The organism is Cellulomonas sp. URHE0023 (assembly GCF_000688475.1).
In the GTDB taxonomy this organism is placed as follows: Bacteria; Actinomycetota; Actinomycetes; order Actinomycetales; family Cellulomonadaceae; genus Cellulomonas.
The window spans coordinates 46,933-72,560 of sequence record NZ_JIAN01000008.1 but is presented as its reverse complement, the minus strand read 5'-3'; the positions used below and the strand labels follow the sequence as shown (position 1 = coordinate 72,560).

The window sequence follows — 25,628 nt, the reverse complement described above, 5'->3', positions numbered from 1 at the left end:
CCGCCGCACGCTCGCGTCTCGGCGACGAGCCGCGAACGCCGGTCGCAAAGCGCGCGGCCGGTCGCTCCTCGAGACGGATCCTCAACCGCGCAGCGCGAGCGCGAACGGCAGCACCGCACTCGCACCCGAGGCCCGCAGCGCACGGGCCGCGACCGTCACGGTCCATCGACTGTCCACCAGGTCGTCGACGAGCAGGACGGGGCCGGGCGCGAGAGTCAGCGCCGACGCGTCGAACCGCTCCCAGACCGCGGCCAGGCGGAACGCGCTGCTGCCGCCCGGCTCGCCCACCGGTCCCCCGTCGACCAGGGACAGCGCACCCGCGTAGGGCAGGCGCCCGATCTCGGCCAGCCCGCGCGCGAGCGAGTCGACGAGCACGGGCCGCCCGCGCGACGGCATCGCGACCACCGACGTCGGTCGCTCGTCCCAGTCCCACTGCGCGAGCACCCGTACACATCCGTCGAGCACGGCCCGGGTGACGGGGGCGTCGGGAGCGCCGGCCGCGAGCACCGACCGAAGGACGCTCCCCCACCCCAGGTCCGTCAGCCGGGCGAGCGCCCGGCCCTCGGACGCGCGGTCGCCCGCGGCGATCCGACCTCGGACACCGAGCCGTTCCACCCCGGCCGGCCACTGCGCACGGGGCTCGATGGGGACGCCGACGCGGTCGATCGCCTTCGCAGCAGAGTCGGCCGCCGCCGAAGCCACCGAGGCCGGGTACCACGCACCCGCGCACGAGTCGCAGCGACCGCAGGGGGCCGCGGTGGCGTCGTCGAGCGAGCGCTGCAGGAACTCCATGCGGCAGCCGTCGGTGCGCTCGTACTCGAGCATGTGCTGCTGCTCGGCGGTGCGGGCGGCCGCGATGCGGGCGTAGCGCTCCGCGTCATAGGTCCAGGGCCGGCCCGTCGAGGTCCAGCCGCCTCGCACCCGGGTCACGGCGCCGTCGACGTCGAGCACCTTGAGCAGCAGCTCCAGCTGCGTCCGACGGACGTTGACGAGCGCCTCGAGGGCGGGCGTCGACAGGACCGAGCCGTCCGCCAGCTCCGCCAGCACCCGCGACGCACGCTCCTGGGACGGCATCGACGCCGTCGCGAAGTACTGCCAGATGTCGCGGTCCTCGGGGCCGGGCAGCAGCAGCACGTCCGCGGACTCCGTGGCGCGGCCGGCGCGGCCGACCTGCTGGTAGTAGGCGACCGGCGAGGAGGGCGCCCCGAGGTGCAGGACGAAGCCCAGGTCCGGCTTGTCGAAGCCCATCCCGAGCGCGCTCGTGGCGACCAGAGCCTTGACCGCGTTGCCCTTGAGCGCGGCCTCCAGGTCCTCGCGTTCCGCAGGATCCGTCTGCCCCGTGTAGGCGCGGACCTCGTGGCCGGCCTCGCGCAGCAGGCGCGCCGTGTCCTCGGCGGCCGAGACGGTGAGGGTGTAGATGATCCCGGAGCCGGGCAGGTCAGCAAGGTGGCTGAGCAGCCAGCCGAGCCGCGTCCTGGCGTCGGGGAGCCGCAGCACGCCCAGGCGCAGGGACGTCCGTGCCAGCGGCCCGCGGATGGTCAGGACCGATGCACCTCCGAGCTGCTCGGCGACGTCCGCGACGACCCGCGCGTTGGCCGTGGCCGTCGTCGCCAGCACCGGGACACCCGCCGGCATCACCGAGATGAGGTCCCGCAGGCGGCGGTAGTCGGGGCGGAAGTCGTGGCCCCAGTCGCTGATGCAGTGGGCCTCGTCGACGACGAGCATGCCGAGCCGCTCGACGAGCGCCGGCAGCTGGGTGTCACGGAACGACGGGTTGTTGAGCCGCTCGGGCGAGACGAGCAGCACATCCACCTCGTCGGCGGCCAGCGACGCCAGGAGCGAGTCCCACTCGTGCGCGTTGGTCGAGTTGATCGCGACCGCCCGGACGCCGGCCCGCTCGGCGGCCGCCACCTGGTCGCGCATCAGAGCGAGCAGAGGCGACACCAGGACCGTCGGACCGGCGCCCCGTGCGCGCAGCAGCATCGTGGCGACGAAGTACACCGCTGACTTGCCCCACCCGGTCCGCTGCACCACGAGCGCCCGCCGGTGCTCGTCGACGAGCTGCTCGATCGCCTCGTACTGCCCGTCATGGAACGTCGCGGCCGGGTTGCCCACGAGCCGCCTCAGGACGGTCAGGGCGTCGTCGTACGTCGTCTCGCTCACGCCCCTACCCTCCCAGCCGCCGCAGACACCGCTGCACGTCTCGAGCGCGTCCGCAGCGGCGCGGCACCGTTCCGTGCCGTCGTTCAGGCGGTTCTCGATGAGGCAACGCCCAGCTGAGGCGGGAGGCCGAACCATGGCAGGACGGTGCTGTCGAACCGGGTCATGGCGCTGATCCGGCCCCCGTCGACCTCGAGCACCAGCAGGCCCACGCCGGGACGCGGCGCGCCTGCACCCCGCAGGTAGGTGCCGAACGCGAGCTGTCCGTTGGCCTGCGCGGGCACGAGGTCGAACCGGCGGCCGGCCCCGAAGATGCTCGCGCAGAAATCGGCGGCGCTCTGCCGGCCGACGTACTCGAACGGCATGGGCGGCATCGAGACGACCACGTCGTCGGTCAGGAGAGCGACGACCGAGTCGAGGTCGCCCGCCTCGTACGCCGTGACGAACCGCGCGACGAAGGCGTCGTCGACAGGCTGGGCCCCGTCACGCGGGCGGCGGACGGCGAGGCTCGCGCGTGCACGCTTGAGCGCACTGGTCACCGACGAGACGGTCGTGTCGAGCATGCCCGCCACCTCGTCGGCGTGGAACCCGAGGACGTCACGCAGCACGAGCACCGCGAGCTGGCGCGCAGGCAGGACCTGCAGGGCGGTGACGAACGCGAGAGAGATCGACTCCGTCTGCTCGTAGCGCGCCTCGGGGCCCGGCTCGGCGTCATCGAGGAGGTCGTCGGGGTAGGGCTGGAGCCAGACCACCTCGCCGAGCCTCGTCGGCTCCGGCGGCTCGACACCCGGGACATTCCAGTCGCCCGGCGCGCGCCGTGCGGCCGACCGACGCACGTTCAGGCAGCGGTTGGTCGCGATCCGGTAGAGCCACGTGCGCAGCGACGCGCGCCCCTCGAACCCGGCGAGCCCCTGCCACGCGCTCAGCAGCGTGTCCTGGAGGGCGTCCTCGGCATCCTGGAGCGAGCCGAGCATCCGGTAGCAGTGCACGTGCAGCTCTCGCCGGTGCGGCCCGGTCAGCTCCTGGAACGCGTCGCCGTCGCCGGCCCGCGCACGGGTCAGCAGGTCAGCCTCCGCCACAGATCCTCCTTCGTCGTCGATGGGTGGACACCGGCCCGACCCGAAACTGGGCGGTCCCGCACCGCCCAGTCTCAGGTACGCGGGACCTCTACCTCCTCGACGGCCGGGCTCCACCGGCCGCGAGCGAGAGGAACCGCACGATGCTGCTCAAGGACAAGGTCATGGTCGTCTACGGGGCCGGAGGCGCGATCGGTGGCGCGATCGCCCGGGCTGCCGCCGCCGAGGGCGCCCGGCTGTACCTCACGGGGCGCAAGGAGGGATCCGTCGAGGAGGTGGCACGAGACATCGAGGGTGCGGATGTCGCCGCGGTCGACGCCCTCGATGAGCTGGCGATCCAGGACCACCTGGACCGGGTGGTCGCCGCGGAGGGCCGCGTCGACGTCTCCTTCAACGCCGTCGGCATCGACGACGACGGGATCGTCGGGACACCCCTGATCGACCTGGACGCCGAACGGTTCCTGCTCCCCGTGGTCGGGTACGCCCGCTCGTACTTCCTCACCGCGCAGCAGGCCGCCCGGCGGATGGTGCCGAACGGGTCGGGCGTGATCATGACCGTCACGGCACTCCCGTCCCGGGCGGGCAGCGTGCTCGTCGGGGGCTACGGTCCGGCGCACGCCGCCAAGGAGGCACTCACCCGGAGCCTGTCTGCCGAGCTCGCACCGCACGGGCTGCGCGTGGTCGGTGTCCGGCCGCACGGCATCCCCGAGACGGAGTCCATGCGGGATGTGTGGAGGCTCAAGGGTGCCGGATCCACCTGGGAGCAGTTCCAGGCGTACCTCGCCAGCACGACCCACCCGAAGCGCGTCATGACGCTGCCGGAGGTGGCGGACGTGGCGGTGTTCATGGCGTCGGACAGGGCGAGCGGGATGACGGGGACCACGGTCAACCTGACGATGGGCAGCCTCGACGACTGAGCACGGCCTAGGGTCGGCACGTGCCCGACGAGCGAACCGCCGAGACCGCGTTGAACCGTGCGCTGTGGTCGCTCATGAACGAGCGGTTCACCGACGCCGCAGCTGATGAGATGTGGGCCCGACCCGAGGTCGTGTGGGGGCTGTTCGCGGTCCCGGAGCGCGACCTCGCGGTCCTGGGCGACGTGCGCGACCGGGACGTCGTCGAGCTGGCCAGCGGGACCGCCTACTTCTCGGCGTGGCTCGCCCGGGCCGGCGCTCGCACCGTGGCCGTGGACCTCTCGGGCGAGCAGCTGGCCACCGCCCGACGGCTGCAGCGCCGGCACGGGCCGGTGTTCCCGCTCGTGCAGGGAGACGCGCAGCGGGTCCCGTTGGCCGACGGGTGTGCCGACCTCGTGGTCAGCGAGCACGGGTCGGCCGCGTGGTGCGATCCCGAGCTCTGGCTGCCCGAGGCCGCCCGGCTCCTTCGCCCCGGTGGACGTCTGGTCTTCCTCACCAACAGCCACCTGTCGGCGCTGTGCGTCCCGGCCGACGAGGGGGTCGCGCAGGAGCAGCTGCTGCGAGGGCAGCGTGAGGCCTACAAGGTGCAGTGGCCCGGCGGTGGGGTCGAGTTCCACCCGTCGCACGGCGACTGGATCCGGATCCTGCGGGCGTCGGGGTTCGTGGTCGACGCGTTGCACGAGATCTACGCGCCGGCCGACGGCGAGGACCACGCGTTCTACGAGATCGTCTCGGCCCACTGGGCACGGCAGTGGCCGGCGGAGGAGCTCTGGGTGGCCACGCGCTCTTGACCGGACCGGTTCACCAGGTGGAGTCGCCGCGGATCGAGGCGTCGGAGCCGCCGTCGATGAACACGACCTGGCCGCACATGTGGGTGTTCTCCTCGCTGAGCAGCCACGTGAGGAGAGCGGCCGGTGCGGAGGCCTCCATGAGGCCGACCAGTGGCATCGGCACCTGGGCCGCCAGGCGCTCGCGCTTCTCCGGCGTCGAGAGCAGGTGCGCCATCATCGGCGTCCGCACGATCCCCGGCGCGATCGCGTTCAGGGGGATGCCTGCGCCGGCCCAGTCGTCCGTGACGGCCGACCGACGCACCCACCGGCTGAGCGCCACCTTGGACGTCGCGTAGATCTGGCTGCCGAGCCCGGTGTCGACCAGCTTCTGCGCCCGGTCGAGGGCTGCGTGCTCGTCGTTCGCCAGGCACAGGTCGACCAGCTCGTCGTCGTGCGGCAGCAGGCTCGCCATCGAGGAGGTGACGACCGCGCGTGGCGCCGAGGAGCCGGCCAGGAGCGGGCGCAGCCCTTCGAGGGTGGCGACCGCCCCGAAGTAGTTGACCGCGATGTCCGGCGAACCCGAGTTGATCCGACCGGCGATGGCCGCGATGCCGTCGATGGTGCCGCCGCTCAGCTCACCGACCTTGTCGACGAGCTCGAGCCGACCTGCCGGGGTGGTCAGGTCGACCACGACGTCGCTCTCCTGGATGTCCACCCCGATGACGCGCTGCCCGCGGTCCTCGAGCAGTTCCTTGGTGGCCTTGCCGATCCCGGAAGCAGCCCCCGTGACGACGACCGTGCGCATCGCAAGCTCCTTTGCCTCGACGAGTGACCGCCATGGTCTCTCGTCGAGGCCGGCCCTGCAGCGCCGCGGCGGGTCAGCGCACCGGCTACGCCTCCACCGTGACCGTGTAGCGCTCCTCGGCGCAGCCGGTCACGTGCCAGCCGCCGTCGACCTGCATGGTCCTCGCACCCGTCACGCCCGAGGTGCTGACCCCCGGTCGCGCGTCGCCCGGGACCCAGATGTCGAACTCGCAGCTCACGTCCGGGTCGTCGACGGTCGCGGTGAGCTGGAGGCTCGCGCCGCTGGACGTCAGCGAGTCGACCCAGCCGGGGAACACCTGCGGGTAGGCCCGGCTGAGCGGCTCCGCGAAGCCTGCGGGCGGTGGGCTCAGCTCACCGGACGCGCAGTCGGTCGAGACGAGGTTGCCGGAGCTCGTGGCGTCGTCGCCGGTCTCCGGGGACCCGCAGCCCTGCCGCCACACCCAGAACGCGCCCCCGACGCCGAGCCGGTTCTGCGCGGAGACCAGGCGCTGGACCTTCGCACCGTCGGCCGTCGGGTCACCGAACCAGCCCCACTCCCCCAGCCACAGGGCCGCGCCGTAGCTCTTCGCCGCCTCCGCCGACATGGTCAGGTTCCGCTCGATGGACGCGATGTTCAGCCCGAAGCTCTGGTCCATGCTGATCGACTCGCTGTACGGGTGCGGCGCGAACACGAGCTGCGCGTCGGACGTGAACCCCGGCGGGGGCGTCACGTCGAACCCGAGACCGGACCACAGCACGCTCGGCTCGAAGAAGGCCAGGTGGGCGTAGCCGTCCCCCTCAACCTCCGCGTCGCGGATCGCCGTGATCGCGGCGGCGTAGTAGCGCCCGAGAAGCAGGCCGTTGCTGACCGGTGGCGTCGCGCCGATGCCCGGTTCGTTGAACAGGTCGTAGCCGGCGACGGCCGGCTCGTCCGCGAACGCTTCCGCCACCCACGCCCAGGTCCGGACGAGCTCGGCCTGGATGCCGTCGCGGTCGACGTAGAAGTTGCTGTACGCCGTCGCGACGGCCGGAGCGAGGTCGCGTGCCATGAACTGGCAGTGCAGCGCCCCGTCGGTGATCGTCGCCCAGCCCGGCGCGCCGTCCCACCCGGTCGTCGGCGACGTCCCCCCGTCGCAGTGCTCGTCGGGACGAGCGAGCGCGTTGCCCCACGCGTCCTCGTGCATGTCGAGCACGGTGTACAGGCCGTGCTTCTTCGCCGACGCCACCGCGGCCTCGACCTGCCCGAGGTACGCCTCGTCGAGCTGGCCCCTGGTCGGCTCGAGCCGGGACCACGACATGCCCAGGCGGACCACGTTGAAGCCCATCGACGCCATCCTCGCGAAGTCGTCGTCGGTGGGCGGCTGCGTCGCCGGGACGGCGGGGTCGCGCAGGTAGTAGTCGACCAGCTGGTTCATGTTGACCCCGCGCAGGAGCACCCGCCGGCCGGTGACGTCGCCGATCACGGGCAGACCGCCCGGGTCCTGGGCAGGCAGGAGGTGCAGCCGCTCCATCCCGCCGCTCGCTGCGACAGGCACCACAGGCGCCGGGCCGCGCACCGCCGTCGGGACCACGAGCGGGACGACGAGCAGCACCACGGCGGTCGCGACGACGGGCCACGCCCTGCCCGCGGGCAGGCGCCCGGGCCAGCGCAGGCAGAGCGCGGTGACCGGTGCGGCGAGGAGGCCGACGCCGACCCCGTAACCGATCCCGGTCGCGACGGCGATGAGCGTCGTGGCGATCCACCAGCTGTCCGGCCCCGCGTCGTCCAGGTGCCCGGTCAGGGCCGCGACCAGCGCGGTGAGCAGCCCCAGGCCGACGCCCGCCACGAGCGCGGCGAACCAGACCGCGAGCGCCGCCTCGTCAGGGAGGCGCAGGAGTGCCGCCCGGACGACCACGCCGAACATCGCGAGGAACAGCACCATCCCGGTCAGCGTGCCCAGCGCGCTCGCGGCACTCGTCGGGGCGAGCAGCGGCCCGGCGAACGCGTAGCCGACGGCACCGCCGCGCCACGTGGCGCTGCCGATCGCCGTCAGCGCGACGACGGCCAGCATGGCGGCGACCGCACGGCGGCTCGACGTGGTCCCGTCCCGCCTCGGCTCCGCGCGACCGTGGGCGAGCGCAGCAGCCAGCGCGACGAGCGGCCCCGCCACGAGGCCCTTGAGCCCGGCGAACCCGCTCGAGGCCACGGCGAACCTCACGGTCGCGACGAGGCTCAGGTGCGCGCCGACCAGGGGCAGGGCAGTGGCGACCGCGGTGGCGGCCGCCGCGAGCGCGACGGCGCCGACGACCGCGACCCACGTGACGACGAACAGCCAGCGTGCGGACGACCCCGCTCGCGCGACCACGAGCACCGGGAGCATCGAGCCGCCCAGCAGGACCGGCAGCCCGACGAGCAGCGGCGCCCACTGGTACGCCGCGCCGAACCGGACCACGGGCATCCCGTGCCCACCGACGGGCGCGAGCAGACCCGTCGGGTCGACCACGGCGAGCACCGCGACCAGGACGAGGACGACGACGGCCGAGGCTGCCGTCGCACGGAGGTCACGGCGGCGCATGCGCGACCGGGGCGGAGACATCGTCGTCTGATCAGCCATGGTGAGCGCGGACTCTATAGGAGCAGGTGCCCGCTCGTCGGGGGTGTCACCCGTTCGACGCGACGGACAGCGTCGTGGCTACGATCGCCTCGTGCCCCATGAGGACTGGATCGAGCACCGCCGAGCGGGCGACCGAGAGCGCGTGGGGTGGATCCAGCCGCGCGGTGACGGGTTCGTCGCCCTCGACGCACTGGGCCGACAGGTCTCCGGAGTCGTCGACTGGCTGGCGGCCGAGGAGGCGCTCGACGAGCGCGGGCTGCACTTCCTGGCGGACCTGTGGCAGCTCGACCTGCCGGACGGCACTCGTGCGCGCGTGCGCATCGTCGAGGTGACCCCGGAGCGCGTCGTGGTGAAGGTCGACGACTTCGGTGCCGTGGAGGCCAGGACGGACACGCACGTCCTGGCGTTCCCGGCGCCGGACACGCTCCGACCGTTCGAGGGTGACCCCGGCACGCTCGACGCCGGACCCACGGACTGACCGCCCTCTCCCGGCAGTACGGCTCGACGCCTCGTCCGGCGCTCGGCGGCCCCGTCCTGCGCCGCGCTCCGCGTCAGGGCGTGGGCACCGCGGTCGGCCCGGCAGATCCGCTCGGGCTCGACTCCGGGGTGGAGGTCGGGGTCGGCGGTGGGGTGGGCGTGCCGCTCGGAGCCGGCGTCTCCGTGGGGGTCGCCGTCGGCGTCGGCGCGGCCGTCTCGCTGGGCGTCGGTGTCGGTTCGGGCGTCGAGGTCACGCTGGGCGTAGGCGTAGCCGTGGGCGTCGGCTGCGGGTCGGGGGTCTCGACCGAGGCGGCGGGGGCCCGCTGCCCGTCGCCGACCAGGATGGGTGTCGACGTCCCGGTGCCGCGGTCGTCGGTCGTGCCGAACTCCCAGTGCCACGGCTCGTGGGGGCCACGACCGCCCTGGTCCATGTAGGTGGGGTGGTGCCAGCCGAACTGGACGGCGTTGGCCTTCATCCACGCGTACTGCGCCGACCCGTAGCTGTCCATCCCGTCGCCGAGATCGATCGCCAGACCCCAGCCGTGGTTCGAGGTGCCGGGCACCGCGGCGAGCCCACCCTTGGCCGCCCTGGTGCTCACCTGGTCGGCGAGGCTCCGGTAGGAGCCGGAGAGCACCATGTCGTGGCCGAACGCCTGGCGGTACGCAGCGTTCATCGCACCGAGCGCCTCCGCGGCGTCGCACCGCAAGCGCTGGGCGGGTGCGAACGCGACCGGGCAGAGCACGTCGAGGGGGATGTTCCCGTTGGTGTAGCCATCGGTCGAGCGGGCCTGCTCCTGCGCCCGCAGGATCACCGCCTTGGTCGCGTCGTCCGCGGTCGTGGTGGCGACCTCCGGGGCACGCGTGATGCCGGCGGCCGCGTCGCGCGCCTGCGTCGCCGCCGCGGCCGTCGCGACGACGTCACGGACGTCCGCGGCGGCGTGCGCGGCCTCGACCGCAGCGTCCAGGACGGCGACGTTCGGGTCGGCCGGCACGAGCAGGCGGGCCAGTGCCGCGTTCTGCGCAGACTGGTCCGCGAGGTCGAGGGCCACCAGGAGAACATCCGTCTCGACGTCCTTGACCACCCGCGCGGCGGACGACAGGTCACCCCCGGCGATCTCCTGGCGCGCACCCTGCACCCGTGACGCCAGCTTGTCGGCAGTCAGCAGCGAGGCCGCAGGCGGCACCGGCAACGCCGTGTCGACGACGTCGACGGGCAGGCTGGGCACCTCGGCAGGCGCCGGCGCCACGGGGACGACCGGGTTCGCGACCAGGGTGACGGTCGCGGTCTGCGCCGCCTCCACCCGCTCGTTCAGCCGGTGCAGCGCGGACCGGTAGGCCGTGCTCATCGGCTCGTGCGGGACCTGCGTCGTCTGGTGTGCCGGGGCGCTCGCCGCCACGTGCCCGGTAAGCGGCCCGACGCCGACCGAGGGCGAGGGCGAGGGCGCGAACGACACCGCGGCCAGGGTGGCCGCGAGGAAGGTGGTCGAGGAGAGGACCGTGACGGGCCGAGCCCGCCACCTGCCCGGAACCGGGCGCGCACGATGACGCCCTCTGCTCGCCCACGCTGCCGGCACCGCACCCCTCCGGATCTCCGTCAGTCGACACTCTCACCGTCGAGCCCGTACGTCGACCGGCGCCGAGGGCGAAGTCCGCCGCGAGCGACGCTCCAGGACGGGCGCGAACGGCGGGTGAGCGGTGACCGCCCGCCGCATCAACGGTTGGCCGACGGCGTGGCGTCCACGGTCGTCATCGGCTCACGCCGAGGTCGCGGGGATGATGCCGAGGTCGCGGGCCGCGAAGCGGTGGTGCTCCCACTCCTCCTCGAGGATCACGTGCAGGCAGTGGCGAACCGTCTCGGAGGTCCGGCGCGTGCGGGTTGCGCCGTTCGACCGCGAGCACCTGCACCTCGGCTCAGGCCGCCGGGGGCGTCGGCGGGTGGGCGGCCGGTCCGCGCAGGGGATGCGGCCGGTGGATCCCCCGTGGCCGCAGCCCGTACTCGCTCCCGAGACCGCAGATCTGGGCGAGGTACCACGTCGTCGCCAGCCACATCTCGGTGCCCTGGAGCGTCGGCGGCCCGCCGAGGACGAACGGGGCGCCGTCGGCCTCGACCCAGTTGCCGAGCGCGACGTCGAGCAGGTGGCGGCCGAGGTCGGCGATGTCCCGCGCCCGCCGCGCGCGCGCCTCCGGTCCGGCCCACCACAGGAGGTAGGCGACGTCGAGGACGTCGCAGGCCGACTCGAGCGTGTCCGCGCCCCGCCGCAGCACCGTGTCCACCATCGCGTCGTTCCCGCCCGTGCGCGGGCCCCACGACGCGTAGGTCCCTCGCACCAGCCGGTAGGTGCCGTTGACGGGCTCCCGTAGGCCCGAGGCGCACGAGCCCCACAGTCCGGTCCCGGGATCGCGGGCGGCGTCGAGCCACCGCACGACGGTCTCGGCGAGCGGGCCGTTCATGGGCGACCAGGCCAGTGCGGTGCCGATCGAGTCGACGACGGCTCCCGCGCCCCAGGCGTTGGTGGCCCACGGCAGGCCGTCCAGCACGGTGACCAGGGCGTCCGGGGCGAGCGAGGTCACGGCGGCCACCGGGTGCGGCAGGCGGGAGCCGAGCAGGTCAAGGGCGTAGCCGACGCAGAGCACGTGATAGGCCTGCGCGTGGTCCGGGAACGGACCCGCCGTCGGTCCGGCGTCACCGCGCGACAGCGACGGGACGAGCCCCGTAGCGGCGTCCTGCCACGAGCTCAGCCGGCGCACGTGCTCGTCGAGCGACAGCTCCGGTGGCGGTGGTCCCCCGACGAGGTCCGCGAGCTCGATCGCGTCGCAGTGCGCCCGCACGGTCGGGGACGCGCTCGGGGCGTCGCCGTACGCGTCCCCGGACCAGGAGCGGCGGACGATCCCCGGGACCTGCTCACGCGCTGCCCGGGTGCGGGCGCGAAGGCGCGACGACGCGTCGGCCCGCCGACCCGTCTCCCTGCGGTCGCCGACCTGCCGGGCCGGGTTCCCGACCACGATCGCCCAGTCCGGCACGTCCCTCGTGACGACTGCGCCGGCACCGACCACCGCGTGCGCCCCGATCCGCACCCCGTCGAGCACGACGGCGTGCGCACCGATCCACACGTCGTCGCCCACCTCGATGCCGGCACTGGTGAGCGGCTGACGGAACACCGGGACGTCCGGGTCGTCGAACCCGTGGTTGAAGCCGAGCAGCGACGACGACGCGCCGATGCGCACCCCGTCGCCGGTGCGCACCCGGCCGCGGACGGCGGCACCGACGTTCACCGAGCAGTCGGCACCCAGCACGACGTCGCCCGTGACGTGCACGTGCGCGGCCACGTACGTCCGGTCGCCGAGCTCGAGCCGGTCGGCGTCGACCGCCGCGGACGACGACACGAGGCACCCGGCACCGAGCACGTACCCGCGCGCACGCAGGGCGTCCAGCCGGCCCGCCATCGCCACCCGGTGGTGCGGCGTGGCGCGCCGGTCCCACTCCCAGGGGGCGAAGTCGAGCTCGAGACCGGCGTCCGGTGCCACGTCGTCCACGTCAGCGGGTCAACCAGCCGCCGTCGACCGGCACGATGGCACCGTGCACGTAGGCCGAGGCCTGCGAGGCGAGGAACACGATGATGCCCTGCAGGTCGTCGGGCGTACCCCACCGGCCGGCCGGGATGCGCCCGAGGATGGCCGCCGCGCGCTCCTCGTCGGCACGCAGGGGTGCGGTGTTGTCGGTCGCCATGTAGCCGGGCGCGATCGCGTTGACGTTGATGCCCAGCGCGGACCACTCGTTCGCCAGGGCCCGCGTGAGGCCCGCAACGGCGCTCTTGGCCGCCGTGTACGACGGTACGAGGATGCCGCCCTGGAAGGACAGCATCGAGGCCACGTTGATGATCTTCCCGCCGCCGGTGTCCCGCATCACCCGTGCCGCCGCCTGGCTCAGGAAGAACACCGCGCGCAGGTTCACGTCCAGCACGTCGTCCCAACTGCTCTCGCTGAACTCGAGAGCGGGCTCCCGGCGGATGATGCCCGCGTTGTTGACCAGGATGTCGAGGCGGCCGAGCGAGCCGACGACGCTCTGCACGACGCCCTGGAGGTCGTCGGCGTCGGCCCCGAGCAGGTCGCACTCGACCGTCACGGCGCGCCGCCCGAGGTCCTCGATCTGGCGCACCGTCTCCTGCGCACTCCCACGGTCGAGCAGCGCGACGTCCGCCCCCGCCTCGGCCAGCGCGAGCGCCAGCCCTTGCCCCAGGCCCCGGCTGCCGCCGGTGACCAGGGCGACGCGCCCGGTGAGCGAGAACTGGTCGAGGATCACCGGCGCCTCACAGACCCAGGTCGCGCAGGGTGGGCACCGTCGTGCCGACCCATGCGACGCGCGGGTCGTCGACGGCGCCCTGGGTGCGGCCGACGCCGCCGAGGAACCACAGGTAGTAGGTCTGCACACCGGGGGCGCTGACCACCGTGTGGTACCCCTCCCACATCATCTGCACCGCATGGTCGTGCACCGTGTAGTTCTCGGAGTAGCCGTCGTCGGTGTGCACGCGGGCGATGCCGAAGCCGTCCGACGGGTTCGTGCGGAAGTAGTAGCCCTCCTCGTGCTGCGCCTCGGTGGGCAGGTTGTCGTTCTGGTGCCGGTGCGGCGGGAACGTGCTCCAGTTGCCCGACGGCGTGAAGGTCTCCCCCACGATCAGCCGGCTGGCGGGGAGGTCGGGCTGGGCCGCCGTGGTCAGGATCTGGTGAAAGCTGCGCCCGAAGTTCGCCGCACCCCATCGGCCGGTGGCCACCTGGTCCGGCTCGATGACGTACGGCGCGATGTCGGGCCGGTCGCTGACCGCGCTCGGCAGGGCGACCTCCACGTCGGTGTCGGCGACGACCGTGAAGTCGTGCCCGGCCGGGATGTAGACCGCGTGCGGCCTGCCCGAGAACACGTCGGCCCGGCCGCCCACGCGCTCGAACGTCAGCTCGCCGATCGTGAACGTGGCCGTGCCCCCGAGGATCACCGCCAGGTACTCGCGGTCGCCCGACGACCCCGCGTGGGACTGACCCGTCGCCAGCCGCAGCAGGTTGAGGTCGATCACCTCGCAGCCTCCGGGGGTGTCCTTCCCGGGCAGGCTGTTCCAGCCGTGCTCGGCGGGGATGTCGCAGTGGTAGCGGTAGTCCATGGACTCGCCTTCCTCGTGGGTGGGCTAGGTGCGGGGACCGGCGACGAACCGGTGGGTCAGGGTGCCGAGGGCGCCGATCGTGCAGCCGCCGGGTCCGGGGGTGAGGGTCAGCATCTCCACGTCACCGCTCCTCCCCCGCCACCCACCAGTAGGAGCGCCACTGCGGCAGGGCGCGGCGGGTCAGCGCCTCGAGGAAGTAGTAGTCGCCCCAGAGGGTGCCCTCGTCGACCCCGATGCCGCGGGGCATGTCGTAGACGCCGTGCAGCAGGAGCGGGCTCGCGTCCGCCCCGGCGACCGGGGTGCACGTCGCGACGAGCGCGTCCAGCATGCCCGTAGCGGCGTCCGCGTACCGGGCGCGCGCCGGGTCGTTCTCCGGCAGGAGCCGGACCAGCTCGTCCAGCCCGCACACGGTGATCGCCGCCGCGGAGCTGTCCCGGGGCACGTCCACCAGCGCCAGGTCCCAGTACGGCACCCCGTCCGGCGGCAGCTGCTCGAGGAAGTGGTCGGCGCACCGCCGCGCTGCCTCGAGGAACGACTCGTCGCCCGTCTCCCGGTGGGTGAGGGCGAAGCCGAAGATGCCCCAGGCCTGACCACGCGCCCAGCACGAGCTGTCGGACTCGCCCTGCTCGGTCGCCCCCCGCAGCGGGGCACCGGTCTCGGCGTCCCAGTAGAACGTGTGGAACGTCGTGCCGTCCGGACGCAGGATGTGGTCGCGCAGCGCGACGGCGTGCCGGTCCGCGGCGTCGCCGTAGGAGCGGTCACCCGACACGACGCTCGCCCACCGGAGCAGCGGCAGGTTCATCAGGCTGTCGATGATGGTCCGGCCGCGCTGGCGGGGGTCGCTCAGGTCGCCCCACGCCTGGATGATCCCGGCGGGCTCGAGGAACCGCACCATCAGCGCGTCAGCGGCGGCCAGTGCCGCCTCACGCGCCACGACGTCCCCCTCCAGCCGCCAGGCCGTGACGCAGCTCAGGGTGTACAGGAACCCGAGGTCGTGGGTGTCGAGCTCGACCTCGTCGCGCACGCGGGCGGCGAAGCTCGCGACGTGGTCCAGCGCGGCGTCGCGGAACACCTCGCGGTCGGTCAGCTCGGTGGCGAGCCACAGCTGGCCCGGCCAGAAGCTCGTCGTCCAGCCGAGGTTCGACCCCGCCGGGTGCTCGTCGGTCGCCGGCCGGAGGGCGTAGACGCCGTCGGTGGTGGTGTCGGCCGGGTAGCGCAGTCCGAACGTCGCGGCGTTGGCGCTCACGGTGTGCAGCGCGGCGGCGATGGCGCCGTCGGTGAGAGACCGGCTCGCGCTCGCGTCGGTCGTGGTCATGGATTCTCCTGGCATGGGTGAACGGGTCGCGGGCGGGTCAGCCGACAGGCTGGGCGGCGGCGACGGGGACGATCGCACGGCGGAGCGCGAAGGAGGTGTTGGCCCACACGACGTAGAGCAGGGGCGCGGTGGTGAGCCCGAGGGCGAGCACCGGCTCCGCGTTCAGGAACGTGAGCTGCACCGCCAGCACGAGCAGCGACGCGAGCGAGAGGTACCAGTGCCGCACCCCGAGCAGGGCGGACCAGACGATCACGTCGCGCAGGCGGGCATCCGGGACCTGGGAGAGCACGACGACCGCGTGCACCGTCACGACGACCGCGAGCGCGAGCAGGACGGCCAGGACGGGGATGAGCACGGCGCCCTGCTCGCGCCCGAACAGCGCCCTGATGTCGACCGCCAGCACGGTCACGACCGCGCTCGCGATGGCGCCGAGGGTGGCCGAACGACGCCAGAGGGAGCGCCAGGTGCCGGTGAAGGTGCGCACGACCCCGTCGGTCTCGTCGGCGAAGACCCGGGCGGTCGCCACGAACGCGGGGAAGGTCGTGGGCGCCAGGACGGCGAGCAGCGGCCAGGACCGGGCGGCATCCGTGGCCGCCAGGACGACGAGGAACGGCAGGCACGCGACGACGAGCAGCGCGTTCACGACGAGCCCCGTGTAGGCCGCGCCGAGCACGGTGACCACGGCGGCGTGCGAGATCCGAAGGCGCATGGTCGTCAGCCCTTCAGCCCGGAGGTCGCGATGCCCTCGATGAAGTAGCGCTGACCGAGCAGGAAGATGATCGCGATCGGCAGGACCGAGATCACCGAGCCCGTCATGATGAGGGCGAACTCGGCGTTGTACTGCGAGATGAACGTGCTCAGCCCGAGCTGGACCGTGAACAGGTCCGGGTTGCGCAGGTAGATCAGCGGTCCGAGGTAGTCGTTCCACGTCGTCACGAACGTGAGCAGCGTGAGCGAGGCCAGCGCGGGCACGGACAGCGGCAGCATGATCCGCCGCCAGATCCCGTACTCGGACAGCCCGTCGATGCGGGCGGCCTCGGACAGCTCCTCGGGGACCGTGTCGTAGAACTGCTTCATCAGGAACACGCCGAACGCCCCGAAGGCCTGCAGCGCGATGATCGACCACAGGGTGTTCGACAGGTGCAGCTTCGAGAAGAGGATGAACTGCGGGATCATGTACGCCTGCCACGGCACCGCGATCGTCCCGATGTAGACGAGGAACAGCAGGTCGCGGCCGGGGAAGCGCACCTTCGAGAAGCCGTAGGCGGCGAAGCTGCCCGTGAGCACCTGCAAGAAGGTGACGGCGACCGACAGCAGGAGGGTGTTCCTCAGCCAGGTCGCCATGTTGGCCTTGGTGAAGATGTCGACGTAGTTGTGCCACTGGGCCTGCGTCGGCAGCCACTTGATCGGCACCGTGAAGACCTCGTTGTTGGTCTTCAGCGAGGACATCGCCATCCAGTAGAACGGGACGAGGATGGCGACCGCGGCCACGACGAGCGTGACGTACCCGAAGATCTTCCCCACGGTGGAGAGCGGGCGAGCAGGTGGCCTGCGCAGCGTCGGGCGGTCGGCGAGCGCCAGCGGGGGCGGGGTCGACATGGTGACGGCCATCAGCGGTCCCTCCGCTTGTTCACGACGAACTGCACGACAGTGACGCCCACGCAGATAAGGAACAGGACCACCGCGATCGCCGACGCGTACCCGAACTGGTTCTCCTCGAAGCCCTTGCGGTAGACCAGCTGGGAGAGCACGAGGGTGGACTGACCCGGCCCGCCGTTGGTCATCACGAGGATGAGGTCGAAGACCTTGAAGCTGCCGATCGTGAGCATCACGGTCACGAAGAACGTCGTGGGGCGCAGGCTCGGCAGCGTCACGCTCCAGAAGCGCTGCCAGGCGTTGGCTCCGTCGACGCGGGCGGCCTCGTAGAGCTCCGGGGGGATCGTCTGCAGCCCGGCGAGGAACAGGAGCATGTAGTAGCCCATCTCGCGCCAGGTCCCGACGATGATGACGGCCGGCATCGCCCAGGTGGCCGAGGACGTCCACCCGGGCGGGTTGTCGACGCCGAGGCGCAGGAGGAACTGGTTGATCGGCCCGTACTCGGGGCTGAACAGCATGTTCCAGACCACGGCGATCGCCACGATCGACGTGATGTAAGGGAAGAAGGCCGCGGTGCGGAAGAACGCGACACCGCGCAGCTTGCGGTTGAGCAGCAGCGCCAGGCCGAGCGACGTGACGAGAGTCAGCGGGATGTGGAAGGCCGTGTAGTAGAGCGTGTTCCTCAGCGACACCCAGAACGTCGGGTCGTGCAGCATCCGCTGGAAGTTGTCGAGCCCAACCCACGGGGCCTTGCCGAAGACGTTCCAGCCGGTGAACGCGAGGTAGAACAGCGCGACCACGGGAACGAGCGTGAGCACGGCGAAGCCGACGAAGTTCGGCAGCAGGAAGGTCCAGCCCAGGAGGGTGTTCCGGAGCTTGAGCCGTCCGCGGCGCACGACGGGCGGCGCCGCCGGGGCGATCGGTGTGGTGGTGACCATCGTGTCTCTCCTGGGAGGTTCCTGACCTGGAGGTCCGGTCCCGGTGCCGCCGCCGACGGGTGCGGCGGCACCAGGACCGGGTCGCGCCGTCAGCGTCGCGGCGCCGTCCGCAGCGTCACGGGGCGACCTCGGACTTCACGCGCGACTCCGCCGACGAGATGCCGCCCGCGACGTCGGTCGATCCCGACAGGATCCCGGTGTGCGTCTCGTTGAGGATGTTCTGGATGGCCGCGGTGTTCTTGTTCACCGGGTTCTCCGGCTTGGTGTCGTGCGTCGAGAAGGCGAACTTCGACAGGTCGTCCGTGGGCACTCCGGCGACGCCGAAGTAGGCCTCCGAGACGGCGTCGGAGACGTAGGCCGGGGTGATCCCGATACCGGCGAGGCCCTTGGCGCCGTCCTCGCTGGCTGCGAACGCCAGGAACTTCTTCGCCGCGGCGATCGTGTCGTCGTCGGCCGCCGGGTTGATGCCCAGGCCGGTGGGGTCACCGAACGTGATGGGCGTCTTGGAGGTGCCGGTGGTCGAGGAGTCGAACTGCGGTGCCGGGGCGATGCCCCAGGCGAACTTCTGCGCGTCGCCGGAGGCCTGCTGGGCGATGAGCGTCGCGACGTACCAGCTGCCCATCGGCATCATGGCCGCCTTCTGGGTACCGAACTGCGCCTGGTAGGTCAGCTTGTTGGTCGTGACGGTGCCCAGCGACTCCTGCGCGCCGTCGGTCTGCAGCTTCAGGGCCCGGTCGTAGTACGGCTCGAGGTAGCCGAAGTCGTCCTCGAGGAGCGATGCACCCTTGGTCTGGGCGAGGGCGAAGCCCTGCACCGTCGACTGCCAGCTGTGCTGGTACGTGCCCTTGGCGCCGGTGGCCGCGAGCGCCGGCGTCAGCTTCTCGGCCGCGTCCGCGTAGTCGTCCCAGGTCCAGGACCCGTCGGGGTACTCGACGCCCGCGGCGTCGAAGAGGTCCTTGTTGTAGTAGAGGTACCAGGAGTCCTGGCGGTACGGGACGCCGAAGGTCGCACCGTCGACCTCGTACGCCTTCAGCCCGCTCACCTCGTCGCCGAGCCCCTCCGAGACGTCCGAGACGTCCACCAGCTGCCCGCCGCTCTGGTACGTGTAGAAGTTCTTCAGGTTCTTCAGCACGTAGACGTCGGGCGCGCTACCGGCGGCGAGGTCCGCGATCATCTGCGTGTCGTAGTTCGCGGCGTCGTACTCCTTGAGCTCCACCGTGATGTTCGGGTTCTCAGCGTGGAACGCGTCCGCGAGCTCCTGGAACTCCGGGGTCGTCGCCAGGCTCCACCCCGCCAGGGACAGGGTGACCGGGTCCTGGGCTTCCGTGGCCGCAGCCGTGGCCGGGGACGTCGCGTCGTCGTCACCGTCGCCGCTGCTGCTGCCGCAGCCGGCGAGAACCAGTGACGCTGCCGCGGCCAGGCCGAGAGCGGTCGCCATCGAGCGCTTCATGCGTGCTCCTTCAGGGTCAGGGCACCTCGTCGAGGTACCCGATAGGGGTCAGGCGGTGCGGTGCCGGGTCCGGCTGCCGTCAGGCCAGGTCACGTCGACCTGGTCGTCGGGCAGTCGGTGCAGTGCGACCGGCGCGAGGGCCTTGCCGGTCGACGTCGGGGGGTGTCCCAAGGTGACGGTGACCGCCACGAGGTCTCCGGCTCGGACGGGGAACGTGAGGACTGGTACGTGTGCGTCGTCGCCGAGCGGGCTGGCGTGCCGACGCACCACAGCTGCACTGCGGGCGGTGCCGAGCACCGGTTCGAGGAGGGAGACGAGCCGGCCGTCCGTGACCGGCCAGCCCCCGACGCGCAGCTCGACCACACCGGGCGCGAGGCTCTCCACCTGCACCAGGCGGACCTCCCACGGCCCGCGCAGCAGCGACGTGACCACGATCGCGCCGGCCGGCTCAGCCGTTCCGGTCCACCCGGACCCGTGCTGCTCCTGCGCCGCCGACGGCCGCACCCAGTGGGCGTGCGCGCGCGAGGCCGCGACTGCCACGCCGTCCGAGACCTCGCACCGCAGCAGGGTCATCCCGGTGCGGTGGCTGGCTCGCCCGTGCTCGTCGATCAGGGCGACGGACTGCTCCAGCGGGTCGGTCCAGGCGTCCTCGTCCAGCAACGGGCTCGTCGCTGTGGAGTAGCCGATCCGGGCGTACAGGGGCGACTCGGCGTCGCTCGACCCGGGCAGCGCGTGGTCGGTGCCGTGGTTGGCCACCCGCACGATCCCGTCTGCCCGGGTGCCGGACACGGCCCAGCCGGGCGCGGTGACCGCGCAGGTGAAGTCCGCCCGCTCGACGGGCAGCGGCTCCTCGTCGGCCAGCCACACCGGGTGGTCGGAGGGCAGTGCGATGCCGAGCATCCCCTTGCTCGCCCAGTACGGGGAGCTCGGTCCGGAGTACGACTGCGCGATCCGCGGCCAGGCGTCGTGCCAGCCGAGCGTGAGCAGCCCGTTCTCGTCGGGCACCGCGTGGTCGCCGAAGTGGGACACGATCCCCGAGGCCGCCCGGCGCAGCAGCCCAGGACCGACCGAGGGCACGCCGGCGAGGGCGCCGACCCAGAACGGCGCGGCGGCGGCGAAGCGGTACGCGAGGCTGCGGCCCTGGATCAGCGGCGAGCCGTCTGAGCCGACGAGCCGTACGGCGTCCAGCAGGAACCGGTCGAGCGCGGCGACGTCCCGCGCACGGCGGTCCTGCGCGAGCTCGGCGGCGCCGCTCATCCGCGACCACAGGGTCGGGTACAGGTGCAGCGCCCACCCCACGTAGTGGTCGTAGGACCGCTCCGGGCCGTCGGCCATCCAGCCGTCGGCGCGCGCGAAGCTGTCGTGGGTCGCAAGGTCCTCAGCGACGTCCGACGACGACCAGGGTCCGCCGACCGAGCGCAGGAACGTCTGCACCACGAGCCGGAACCACACCCAGTTGATGCGCGGGTAGGTCGCGTCCCCGACGGCGGGGGCCAGGTAGTCGACGACCTGCGCCTGGGTACGCGCGGACAGCCGGTCCCAGATCCACGGTCGTGTGAGGTCGAGGATCAGGGCCACCGACGCAGCCTCGACCTTCGCCTGCGGGTGCTGGTCCAGGCGCACCCAGCGCTCGGGCGAGCCGGGGTCCACCCCGGCGGCGATGCCGGCGGCGTAGTACTCGGCAAGGCCCTGCGGGTCGTCCCCGTGCTCGCCCGCGAGGCGGAAGCCGGCGAGCAGGAACGTGCGGGCGAAGCCCTCGAGCCCGTCCACCGCCGTGCCGTAGCCGCCCGGGGCGCCGGGCAGCGTGATCAGCGCGTGCCGCGGGGAGGCGAACGGCCGGACGGCCGCGAGCATCTGGTCGGCCAGCCTGGTCCAGTCGTCGCGACGCCAGTGCGTCAGCGCGGACGCGCCCTGGGGCACGCCGGCATCGGCGGTCGCCGTGCGCTGCGTCGAGACCATGTCGAGAGCCCTGCTTCTTCGTCGAAGTGTGGACGGTGCGACCGAGATGATCTGGAACGATCGGTTCGGACAGGATCGAAGATAAAGACTCAAAACCGATCATGTCAAGACTTAACTGCTCTGATACGATCACGTTCGATCACAAAGTGGTCACGGTGAGTGACGACAACGCGGGAGGGTAGCCATGACGACGCCGTTCGCGGGTCCCCTCGCCCGCGCCTGGCCCGGACTGGACGCGTCCCGCCTCGCCGACCTGCTCACCGCGGTCGCCCTCCCCGTGCCGACGAGCCAGGACCGGGCCGCGTGGGCGGTGGTGGACCGCACCACCGTCGACGAGCTGGCGGCACGGGCGCAGGCCGACCTCGGCCGGCCCTGGCCGATCCCCCTGGCGCACCAGTACGCCCGCGTCCACCGCGACGGCGACCGGGACGAGTACGAGCAGGTCGTCTTCGCACGCCAGCGACGTCTCTCACGCGCAGCGGTCATGGCCGCGGTCACCGCCGACGACCGCTGGCTGGACGAGGTCGCCGACGGCGTGGTCCTGCTCTGCGAGCAGTCGTCGTGGTGCTGGCCGGCCCACGACGACACCCGGACCCGGCACGGCGCGATCCTGCCCACGGCCGACGAGCCGTTCCTCGACCTCGGCGCCGGCGAGGTCGTCGGACAGCTGGCATGGGTGGACCACCTGCTCGGTTCCGCACTCGAGGAGCGCTGGCCCGGCCTGCGCGCACGCATCCGCACCGAGGCAGCTCGCCGGGTTCTGGAACCCTTCGTCCGCCGTCGCGACTGGCATTGGCTGGGCCTGGACGGTGACGTGCACAACTGGAGCCCCTGGATCCACGGCAACGTCCTCGTCGCGGCCCTGCAGCTCGTGGACGGTCCCGCGTCGCCGTCGCCCTCGCGGGCGCAGCTCGTCGCGCTCGTGATCGAAGGACTCGACCGCTACGTGGCGTCGGTCCCGCCGGACGGCGCGATCGACGAGGGGTACGCGTACTGGTGGAACGGCGCCGGCCGTGCGCTCGACGCGCTCGACCTGCTCCGGCACGCCACCGGAGGCGCGCTGGACGCAGGCTCGGTTCCCGCCCTGCGCGCGACGGTCGCGTTCCCCATGCGCATGCACCTGGGCGGTGACTGGTACCTGAACGTCGCCGACGGTCCGGCCCGGCCGTCACCGGGCCAGCCGTGGGCGGCCCTGCACCGTGCCGCGGTGCAGGTCGGCGACACCCGGTCGGCCGCTCACGCCGCGTCCTACCGTCGTCCCAGGTCCGGGGTCGGGGACGAGGGCGAGGGTCTCGGCCGCCTGCTGCGCGCCCTCACCGACCCGACGTGGGCACAGGTGCAGCCGCCGGAGAGGGAACCCCTCGACGCGGACGTCTGGCTCCCCTCCACGCAGGTCCTGCTCGCCCGGCCCCGCACCGACTCGAGAGAGGGCCTGACCCTGGCGGTCAAGGGCGGCCACAACGAGGAGCACCACAACCACTGCGACGTCGGTTCGGTCGTCCTCGCGCTGCACGGGGTCCCGTTCGTCGTGGACGCGGGACGGCCCACCTACACCGCGCAGACGTTCGGTCCCGCGCGCTACGAGATCTGGACGATGCAGAGCGCCTGGCACAGCACCGTGACCGTCCGCGGATCCGGCCAGGGCGTCGGGCGCCGCTACCGGGCACGCGACGTGTCGGTCCAGACCGACGACGCGGCGACGACGATGCGGCTGGACCTCGCGGAGGCGTACCCGCTCGACGGCGTGCGGCACTGGTGGCGGACCGCTAGCCTGGACCGCGCCGACGCCTCCGTCGTCCTCACCGACGAGTGGGACCTCCTCCCCGACCCGGCCGGACCGTCGTCCTGCGTACAGCTCCTGGTGGCCGGTGAGGTGAGCGCGGTCCCCGGCCGCGCTCTGGTCGAGGTCCTGGACGGCGTAGGGACGGTCGAGCTGACCTGGGAGCCGCCGGTCCGACCGGACCTCACCACCCGCGACCTCGACGACCCGATGCTCTCGTCCGTCTGGGGCTCGCGGCTGACGCTCCTGTCCCTGCCCGCCCACGGCGACCACGGGCGCCTCGTCGTCACGGTCAGGGAGGCGTCGTGAGCGACCTGGACCAGCGCGGGCCGCTCCAGGCGACCCGACGCGCACAGGTGCTCGAAGCGCTGCGTCGCGACGGCAGTGTGCGCGTGTCGGACCTGACCCGCGAGCTCGGGGTCACCGCGGTGACCGTGCGGCGCGACATCGCCCAGCTCGCGGACGAAGGACTCGTGCAGCGGGTGCACGGAGGAGCGACGCTCGTCGGCCCGGCGGTCGCCGACGAGGCGCCCGCGGCGCCGGCGGACGGCGAGCGGCGCCGCCCCCATGCCCGGGACCTCGGCATGCTCGTGCCGTCGCTCGACTACTACTGGCCCGACGTCGTGCGCGGCGCCGAGGAGGTCGCCCGGGAGAACGGGCTGCGGATCCGGCTGCGTGGCTCCTCGTACGAGTCCGTCGACGACCGGCCCCAGCTCGAACGGTTCGTCGCCCGGGGGTCCATCGCCGGCCTGCTCGTCGCACCACGCCTTGAGTCACCGAGGGCGGCGACGACCCTCGAGTGGCTGGCGTCGACCGGGTTGCCAACCGTCCTCGTGGAGCGCCAGGCCACGGTCGGTGACCACCACGCGCCGATGGAGTCGGTGATGACCGACCACGCGCTCGGCGCCGCGATGGCGGTCCGGCACCTGGTCGCCCTCGGCCACACGAAGGTCGGCCTGGTGACGAACACCCCGAGCCCGACCAGCCCGCACGTGCGCCGGGGGTGGTTCGAGGCGGCGTTGGAGGCCGGCTTCTCGATCGCCTCGACGGTCGACGCTGAGGTTCCCAACCCCAGCCACCCCACCTGGGACACGGTGGTCGACGACGTCATCGCCCAGTGCCGGCGCACGGGCACCACCGCGCTCCTGGTGCACGCCGACGCCGAGGCCATCGCCCTGGTGCAGCGCTGCGAGCGCCATCACCTGTCGGTCCCGGGTGACCTGTCCGTCGTCGCGTACGACGACACCGTCGCCGGGCTGTTCAGCCCAGCTCTGACTGCGGTGCGGCCGCCCCGCAGCTCCGTCGGGCACGCCGCGGTCGAGCTGTTGGTCGCCCGGATGGCGGACCCTGGCCGGCCGGCGCACCGGGTGCTCATCAGCCCGGCCCTGCACGTCCGCGACTCGTCGGCGCCCCCACCCGCACGCTGACCAGCACGTCCTGTCCTCGCCGAGTCGCCTGGTCGGGACCCGGACGACTCCTATGCTCGGCGTGTGACGAACCCTTCCGCGACGACGCCGCCGCGTCCGGAGCGCCGACGCCCGTGACGACGACCCCCGAGCACGGACGTGGCCCGCTGCAGGTGACGCGGCGACGTCAGCTCCTCGACGCGCTGCACCGCGACGGGACCGTGCGCGTGTCCGACCTGACGGAGTCGTTGGGCGCCGCGGCGGTGACCATCCGCCGCGACATCGCCCAGCTCGCCGACGAGGGTGTCGTGCGTCGGGTCCACGGTGGCGCGACGCTGGTCCGCGAGGACGTCGCGGCAGCGACGGGCGCGCTCGCCGTGACCGGAGCCGTCGGCATGCTGGTGCCGTCGCTGGACTACTACTGGCCCGGGGTGGTGCGCGGCGCGGAGGAGGCGGCGTCCCGGCACGGTCTGACGGTCGTCATGCGGGGCTCCGGGTACGACGTCGAGGACGACCTGCCCCACCTCGTGCGGCTCGTGGAGCAGATCGGGGTCAGCGCCCTGGCCGTCGCCCCACGCCTGGACGCCACCACCACCGAGCACACCTTGGCCTGGCTCGCGGAGTCCGAGGTCCCGGTCGTGCTCGTCGAGCGGTCGGCGACCGTCGGGCCGCACCACGCGGTGATGGAGTCCGTCGTCTCCGACCACACGCTCGGCGGTGCCATGGCGGTGCGGCACCTCGCGTCGTTGGGTCATCGAAGGGTCGGGCTGCTCCTCCCCCAGCACAGCCCGACGGGCGGGCACATCCGGCGCGGCTGGCTGCTGGCAGCCCAGGAGTGCGGCTTCGATCCCGGCGGTGCCGTCGACGCCGTCGTCCCCGAACCGCGCGAGCAGTGGGACTCGGCCCTCGACGCGGTCCTGGACGAGTGCCTGCGCACCGGCACGACGGCGCTGGTGGTCCACGCCGACGCCGAGGCCATGGCGCTCGTCCAGCGCTGCGAGGACCGCGACATCTCCGTCCCGGGTGACCTGTCCGTGGTCGCGTACGACGACGAGGTCGCCGCGCTGTTCAGCCCTGCGCTGACTGCCGTCCGGCCCCCGCGTCGCTCGCTCGGGCGGGCGGCCGTGGAGCTGGTCGCCGCCCGGCTGGCCGACCCTGGGCGCCCGACCCATCGCGTGGTGATCAGCCCGTCCCTGCGTGTCAGGGAGTCGTCGGCGCCCCCGAGCAGGCATTGAGGCTCCG

At 72.9% G+C, this 25,628-nt stretch carries 20 protein-coding genes; 6 read left to right on the top strand and 14 right to left on the bottom strand.

What is annotated here, in order from left to right:
- Positions 1-81: 81 nt before the first annotated feature.
- Both N553_RS0115520 and N553_RS0115515 read right to left on the bottom strand, forming a co-directional pair.
- Positions 82-2,163: an ATP-dependent DNA helicase RecQ gene (locus N553_RS0115520; protein ID WP_028047294.1), complete on the bottom strand. Its 2,082-nt coding sequence runs from the start codon at positions 2,161-2,163 to the stop codon at positions 82-84.
- Positions 2,164-2,246: 83 nt separating this feature from the next.
- Positions 2,247-3,239 (bottom strand): sigma-70 family RNA polymerase sigma factor, encoded by a 993-nt coding sequence (locus N553_RS0115515; RefSeq protein ID WP_028047293.1) that lies wholly within the window; start codon positions 3,237-3,239, stop codon positions 2,247-2,249.
- Positions 3,240-3,379: 140 nt separating this feature from the next.
- Here N553_RS0115515 and N553_RS0115510 point away from each other — a divergent pair, with 140 nt between their 5' ends.
- The gene (locus N553_RS0115510; RefSeq protein ID WP_028047292.1) at positions 3,380-4,153 is read left to right on the top strand and encodes an SDR family NAD(P)-dependent oxidoreductase; all 774 of its coding nucleotides are present in this window, start codon (positions 3,380-3,382) and stop codon (positions 4,151-4,153) included.
- 20 nt (positions 4,154-4,173) lie between these two features.
- Positions 4,174-4,941, top strand: coding sequence for a class I SAM-dependent methyltransferase (locus tag N553_RS0115505; RefSeq protein ID WP_028047291.1), 768 nt, complete (start codon positions 4,174-4,176; stop codon positions 4,939-4,941).
- 10 nt (positions 4,942-4,951) lie between these two features.
- Here the strand turns inward: N553_RS0115505 and N553_RS0115500 are convergent, their stop codons facing one another.
- A complete protein-coding gene (locus N553_RS0115500) occupies positions 4,952-5,725 on the bottom strand; it encodes an SDR family oxidoreductase (protein WP_028047290.1) in 774 nt (257 codons plus the stop codon).
- A gap of 85 nt (positions 5,726-5,810) precedes the next feature.
- A complete protein-coding gene (locus N553_RS24420; protein WP_156043866.1) occupies positions 5,811-8,318 on the bottom strand; it encodes a glycoside hydrolase family 5 protein in 2,508 nt (835 codons plus the stop codon).
- A 91-nt stretch (positions 8,319-8,409) separates the two neighbouring features.
- Between N553_RS24420 and N553_RS0115490 the strand changes: the two genes are divergently transcribed.
- A complete protein-coding gene (locus N553_RS0115490) occupies positions 8,410-8,796 on the top strand; it encodes a hypothetical protein (RefSeq protein WP_028047289.1) in 387 nt (128 codons plus the stop codon).
- 73 nt (positions 8,797-8,869) lie between these two features.
- Here N553_RS0115490 and N553_RS24415 read toward each other — a convergent pair whose 3' ends face one another.
- From N553_RS24415 to N553_RS0115435, 10 genes are all read right to left on the bottom strand, one after another.
- Positions 8,870-10,249 (bottom strand): D-alanyl-D-alanine carboxypeptidase family protein, encoded by a 1,380-nt coding sequence (locus tag N553_RS24415; RefSeq protein WP_051640241.1) that lies wholly within the window; start codon positions 10,247-10,249, stop codon positions 8,870-8,872.
- 457 nt (positions 10,250-10,706) lie between these two features.
- Complete coding sequence (locus tag N553_RS25865; protein ID WP_034622998.1) at positions 10,707-12,320, bottom strand: DapH/DapD/GlmU-related protein; 1,614 nt, start codon at positions 12,318-12,320, stop codon at positions 10,707-10,709.
- A 10-nt stretch (positions 12,321-12,330) separates the two neighbouring features.
- Positions 12,331-13,095 (bottom strand): 2-dehydro-3-deoxy-D-gluconate 5-dehydrogenase KduD, encoded by a 765-nt coding sequence (gene kduD, locus N553_RS0115475; protein WP_028047288.1) that lies wholly within the window; start codon positions 13,093-13,095, stop codon positions 12,331-12,333.
- Between the two features lie 7 nt (positions 13,096-13,102).
- Entirely contained in the window at positions 13,103-13,942 is an 840-nt protein-coding gene (locus tag N553_RS0115470; RefSeq protein WP_081844680.1) for a 5-deoxy-glucuronate isomerase, read from the bottom strand.
- Positions 13,943-14,063: 121 nt separating this feature from the next.
- Positions 14,064-15,257: a glycoside hydrolase family 88 protein gene (locus N553_RS0115460; RefSeq protein WP_034622847.1), complete on the bottom strand. Its 1,194-nt coding sequence runs from the start codon at positions 15,255-15,257 to the stop codon at positions 14,064-14,066.
- Between the two features lie 37 nt (positions 15,258-15,294).
- Positions 15,295-15,966 carry a hypothetical protein gene (locus tag N553_RS23020; RefSeq protein WP_051640239.1) on the bottom strand — a complete coding sequence of 224 codons (672 nt, stop codon included), beginning with the start codon at positions 15,964-15,966 and terminating at the stop codon, positions 15,295-15,297.
- A 5-nt stretch (positions 15,967-15,971) separates the two neighbouring features.
- Positions 15,972-16,868, bottom strand: coding sequence for a carbohydrate ABC transporter permease (locus N553_RS0115450; RefSeq protein WP_081844678.1), 897 nt, complete (start codon positions 16,866-16,868; stop codon positions 15,972-15,974).
- Positions 16,868-17,791, bottom strand: coding sequence for a carbohydrate ABC transporter permease (locus N553_RS0115445; RefSeq protein ID WP_028047284.1), 924 nt, complete (start codon positions 17,789-17,791; stop codon positions 16,868-16,870). Before N553_RS0115445 ends, N553_RS0115450 begins: the two co-directional genes overlap by 1 nt.
- 115 nt (positions 17,792-17,906) lie before the next feature.
- The gene (locus tag N553_RS0115440; RefSeq protein ID WP_028047283.1) at positions 17,907-19,241 is read right to left on the bottom strand and encodes an ABC transporter substrate-binding protein; all 1,335 of its coding nucleotides are present in this window, start codon (positions 19,239-19,241) and stop codon (positions 17,907-17,909) included.
- 48 nt (positions 19,242-19,289) lie between these two features.
- On the bottom strand, positions 19,290-21,200 hold the full coding sequence (locus N553_RS0115435) for a DUF2264 domain-containing protein (RefSeq protein ID WP_081844677.1): 1,911 nt from the start codon (positions 21,198-21,200) through the stop codon (positions 19,290-19,292).
- 184 nt (positions 21,201-21,384) lie between these two features.
- Between N553_RS0115435 and N553_RS23015 the strand changes: the two genes are divergently transcribed.
- The 3 genes from N553_RS23015 (at position 21,385) to N553_RS0115420 (ending at position 25,621) form a co-directional block, all read left to right on the top strand.
- The gene (locus N553_RS23015; protein WP_051640238.1) at positions 21,385-23,289 is read left to right on the top strand and encodes a heparinase II/III family protein; all 1,905 of its coding nucleotides are present in this window, start codon (positions 21,385-21,387) and stop codon (positions 23,287-23,289) included.
- Entirely contained in the window at positions 23,286-24,407 is a 1,122-nt protein-coding gene (locus tag N553_RS0115425) for a substrate-binding domain-containing protein (RefSeq protein ID WP_028047281.1), read from the top strand. Before N553_RS23015 ends, N553_RS0115425 begins: the two co-directional genes overlap by 4 nt.
- A gap of 113 nt (positions 24,408-24,520) precedes the next feature.
- Complete coding sequence (locus N553_RS0115420; RefSeq protein ID WP_051640237.1) at positions 24,521-25,621, top strand: substrate-binding domain-containing protein; 1,101 nt, start codon at positions 24,521-24,523, stop codon at positions 25,619-25,621.
- The last annotated feature ends 7 nt before the right edge of the window (positions 25,622-25,628 follow it).

Excerpts from the sequence above, each read along its gene's own strand:
- N553_RS0115450 (WP_081844678.1), bottom strand. The coding sequence starts at position 16,868 with ATGGCCGTCACCATGTCGACCCCGCCCCCGCTGGCGCTCGCCGACCGC.
- N553_RS0115435 (WP_081844677.1), bottom strand. The coding sequence starts at position 21,200 with ATGGTCTCGACGCAGCGCACGGCGACCGCCGATGCCGGCGTGCCCCAG.
- N553_RS24420 (WP_156043866.1), bottom strand. The coding sequence starts at position 8,318 with ATGGCTGATCAGACGACGATGTCTCCGCCCCGGTCGCGCATGCGCCGC.
- N553_RS0115460 (WP_034622847.1), bottom strand. The coding sequence starts at position 15,257 with ATGACCACGACCGACGCGAGCGCGAGCCGGTCTCTCACCGACGGCGCC.
- N553_RS0115445 (WP_028047284.1), bottom strand. The coding sequence starts at position 17,791 with ATGGTCACCACCACACCGATCGCCCCGGCGGCGCCGCCCGTCGTGCGC.
- N553_RS0115510 (WP_028047292.1), top strand. The coding sequence starts at position 3,380 with ATGCTGCTCAAGGACAAGGTCATGGTCGTCTACGGGGCCGGAGGCGCG.
- N553_RS23020 (WP_051640239.1), bottom strand. The coding sequence starts at position 15,966 with ATGCGCCTTCGGATCTCGCACGCCGCCGTGGTCACCGTGCTCGGCGCG.
- N553_RS0115500 (WP_028047290.1), bottom strand. The coding sequence starts at position 5,725 with ATGCGCACGGTCGTCGTCACGGGGGCTGCTTCCGGGATCGGCAAGGCC.
- N553_RS0115440 (WP_028047283.1), bottom strand. The coding sequence starts at position 19,241 with ATGAAGCGCTCGATGGCGACCGCTCTCGGCCTGGCCGCGGCAGCGTCA.
- N553_RS0115470 (WP_081844680.1), bottom strand. The coding sequence starts at position 13,942 with ATGGACTACCGCTACCACTGCGACATCCCCGCCGAGCACGGCTGGAAC.
- N553_RS23015 (WP_051640238.1), top strand. The coding sequence starts at position 21,385 with ATGACGACGCCGTTCGCGGGTCCCCTCGCCCGCGCCTGGCCCGGACTG.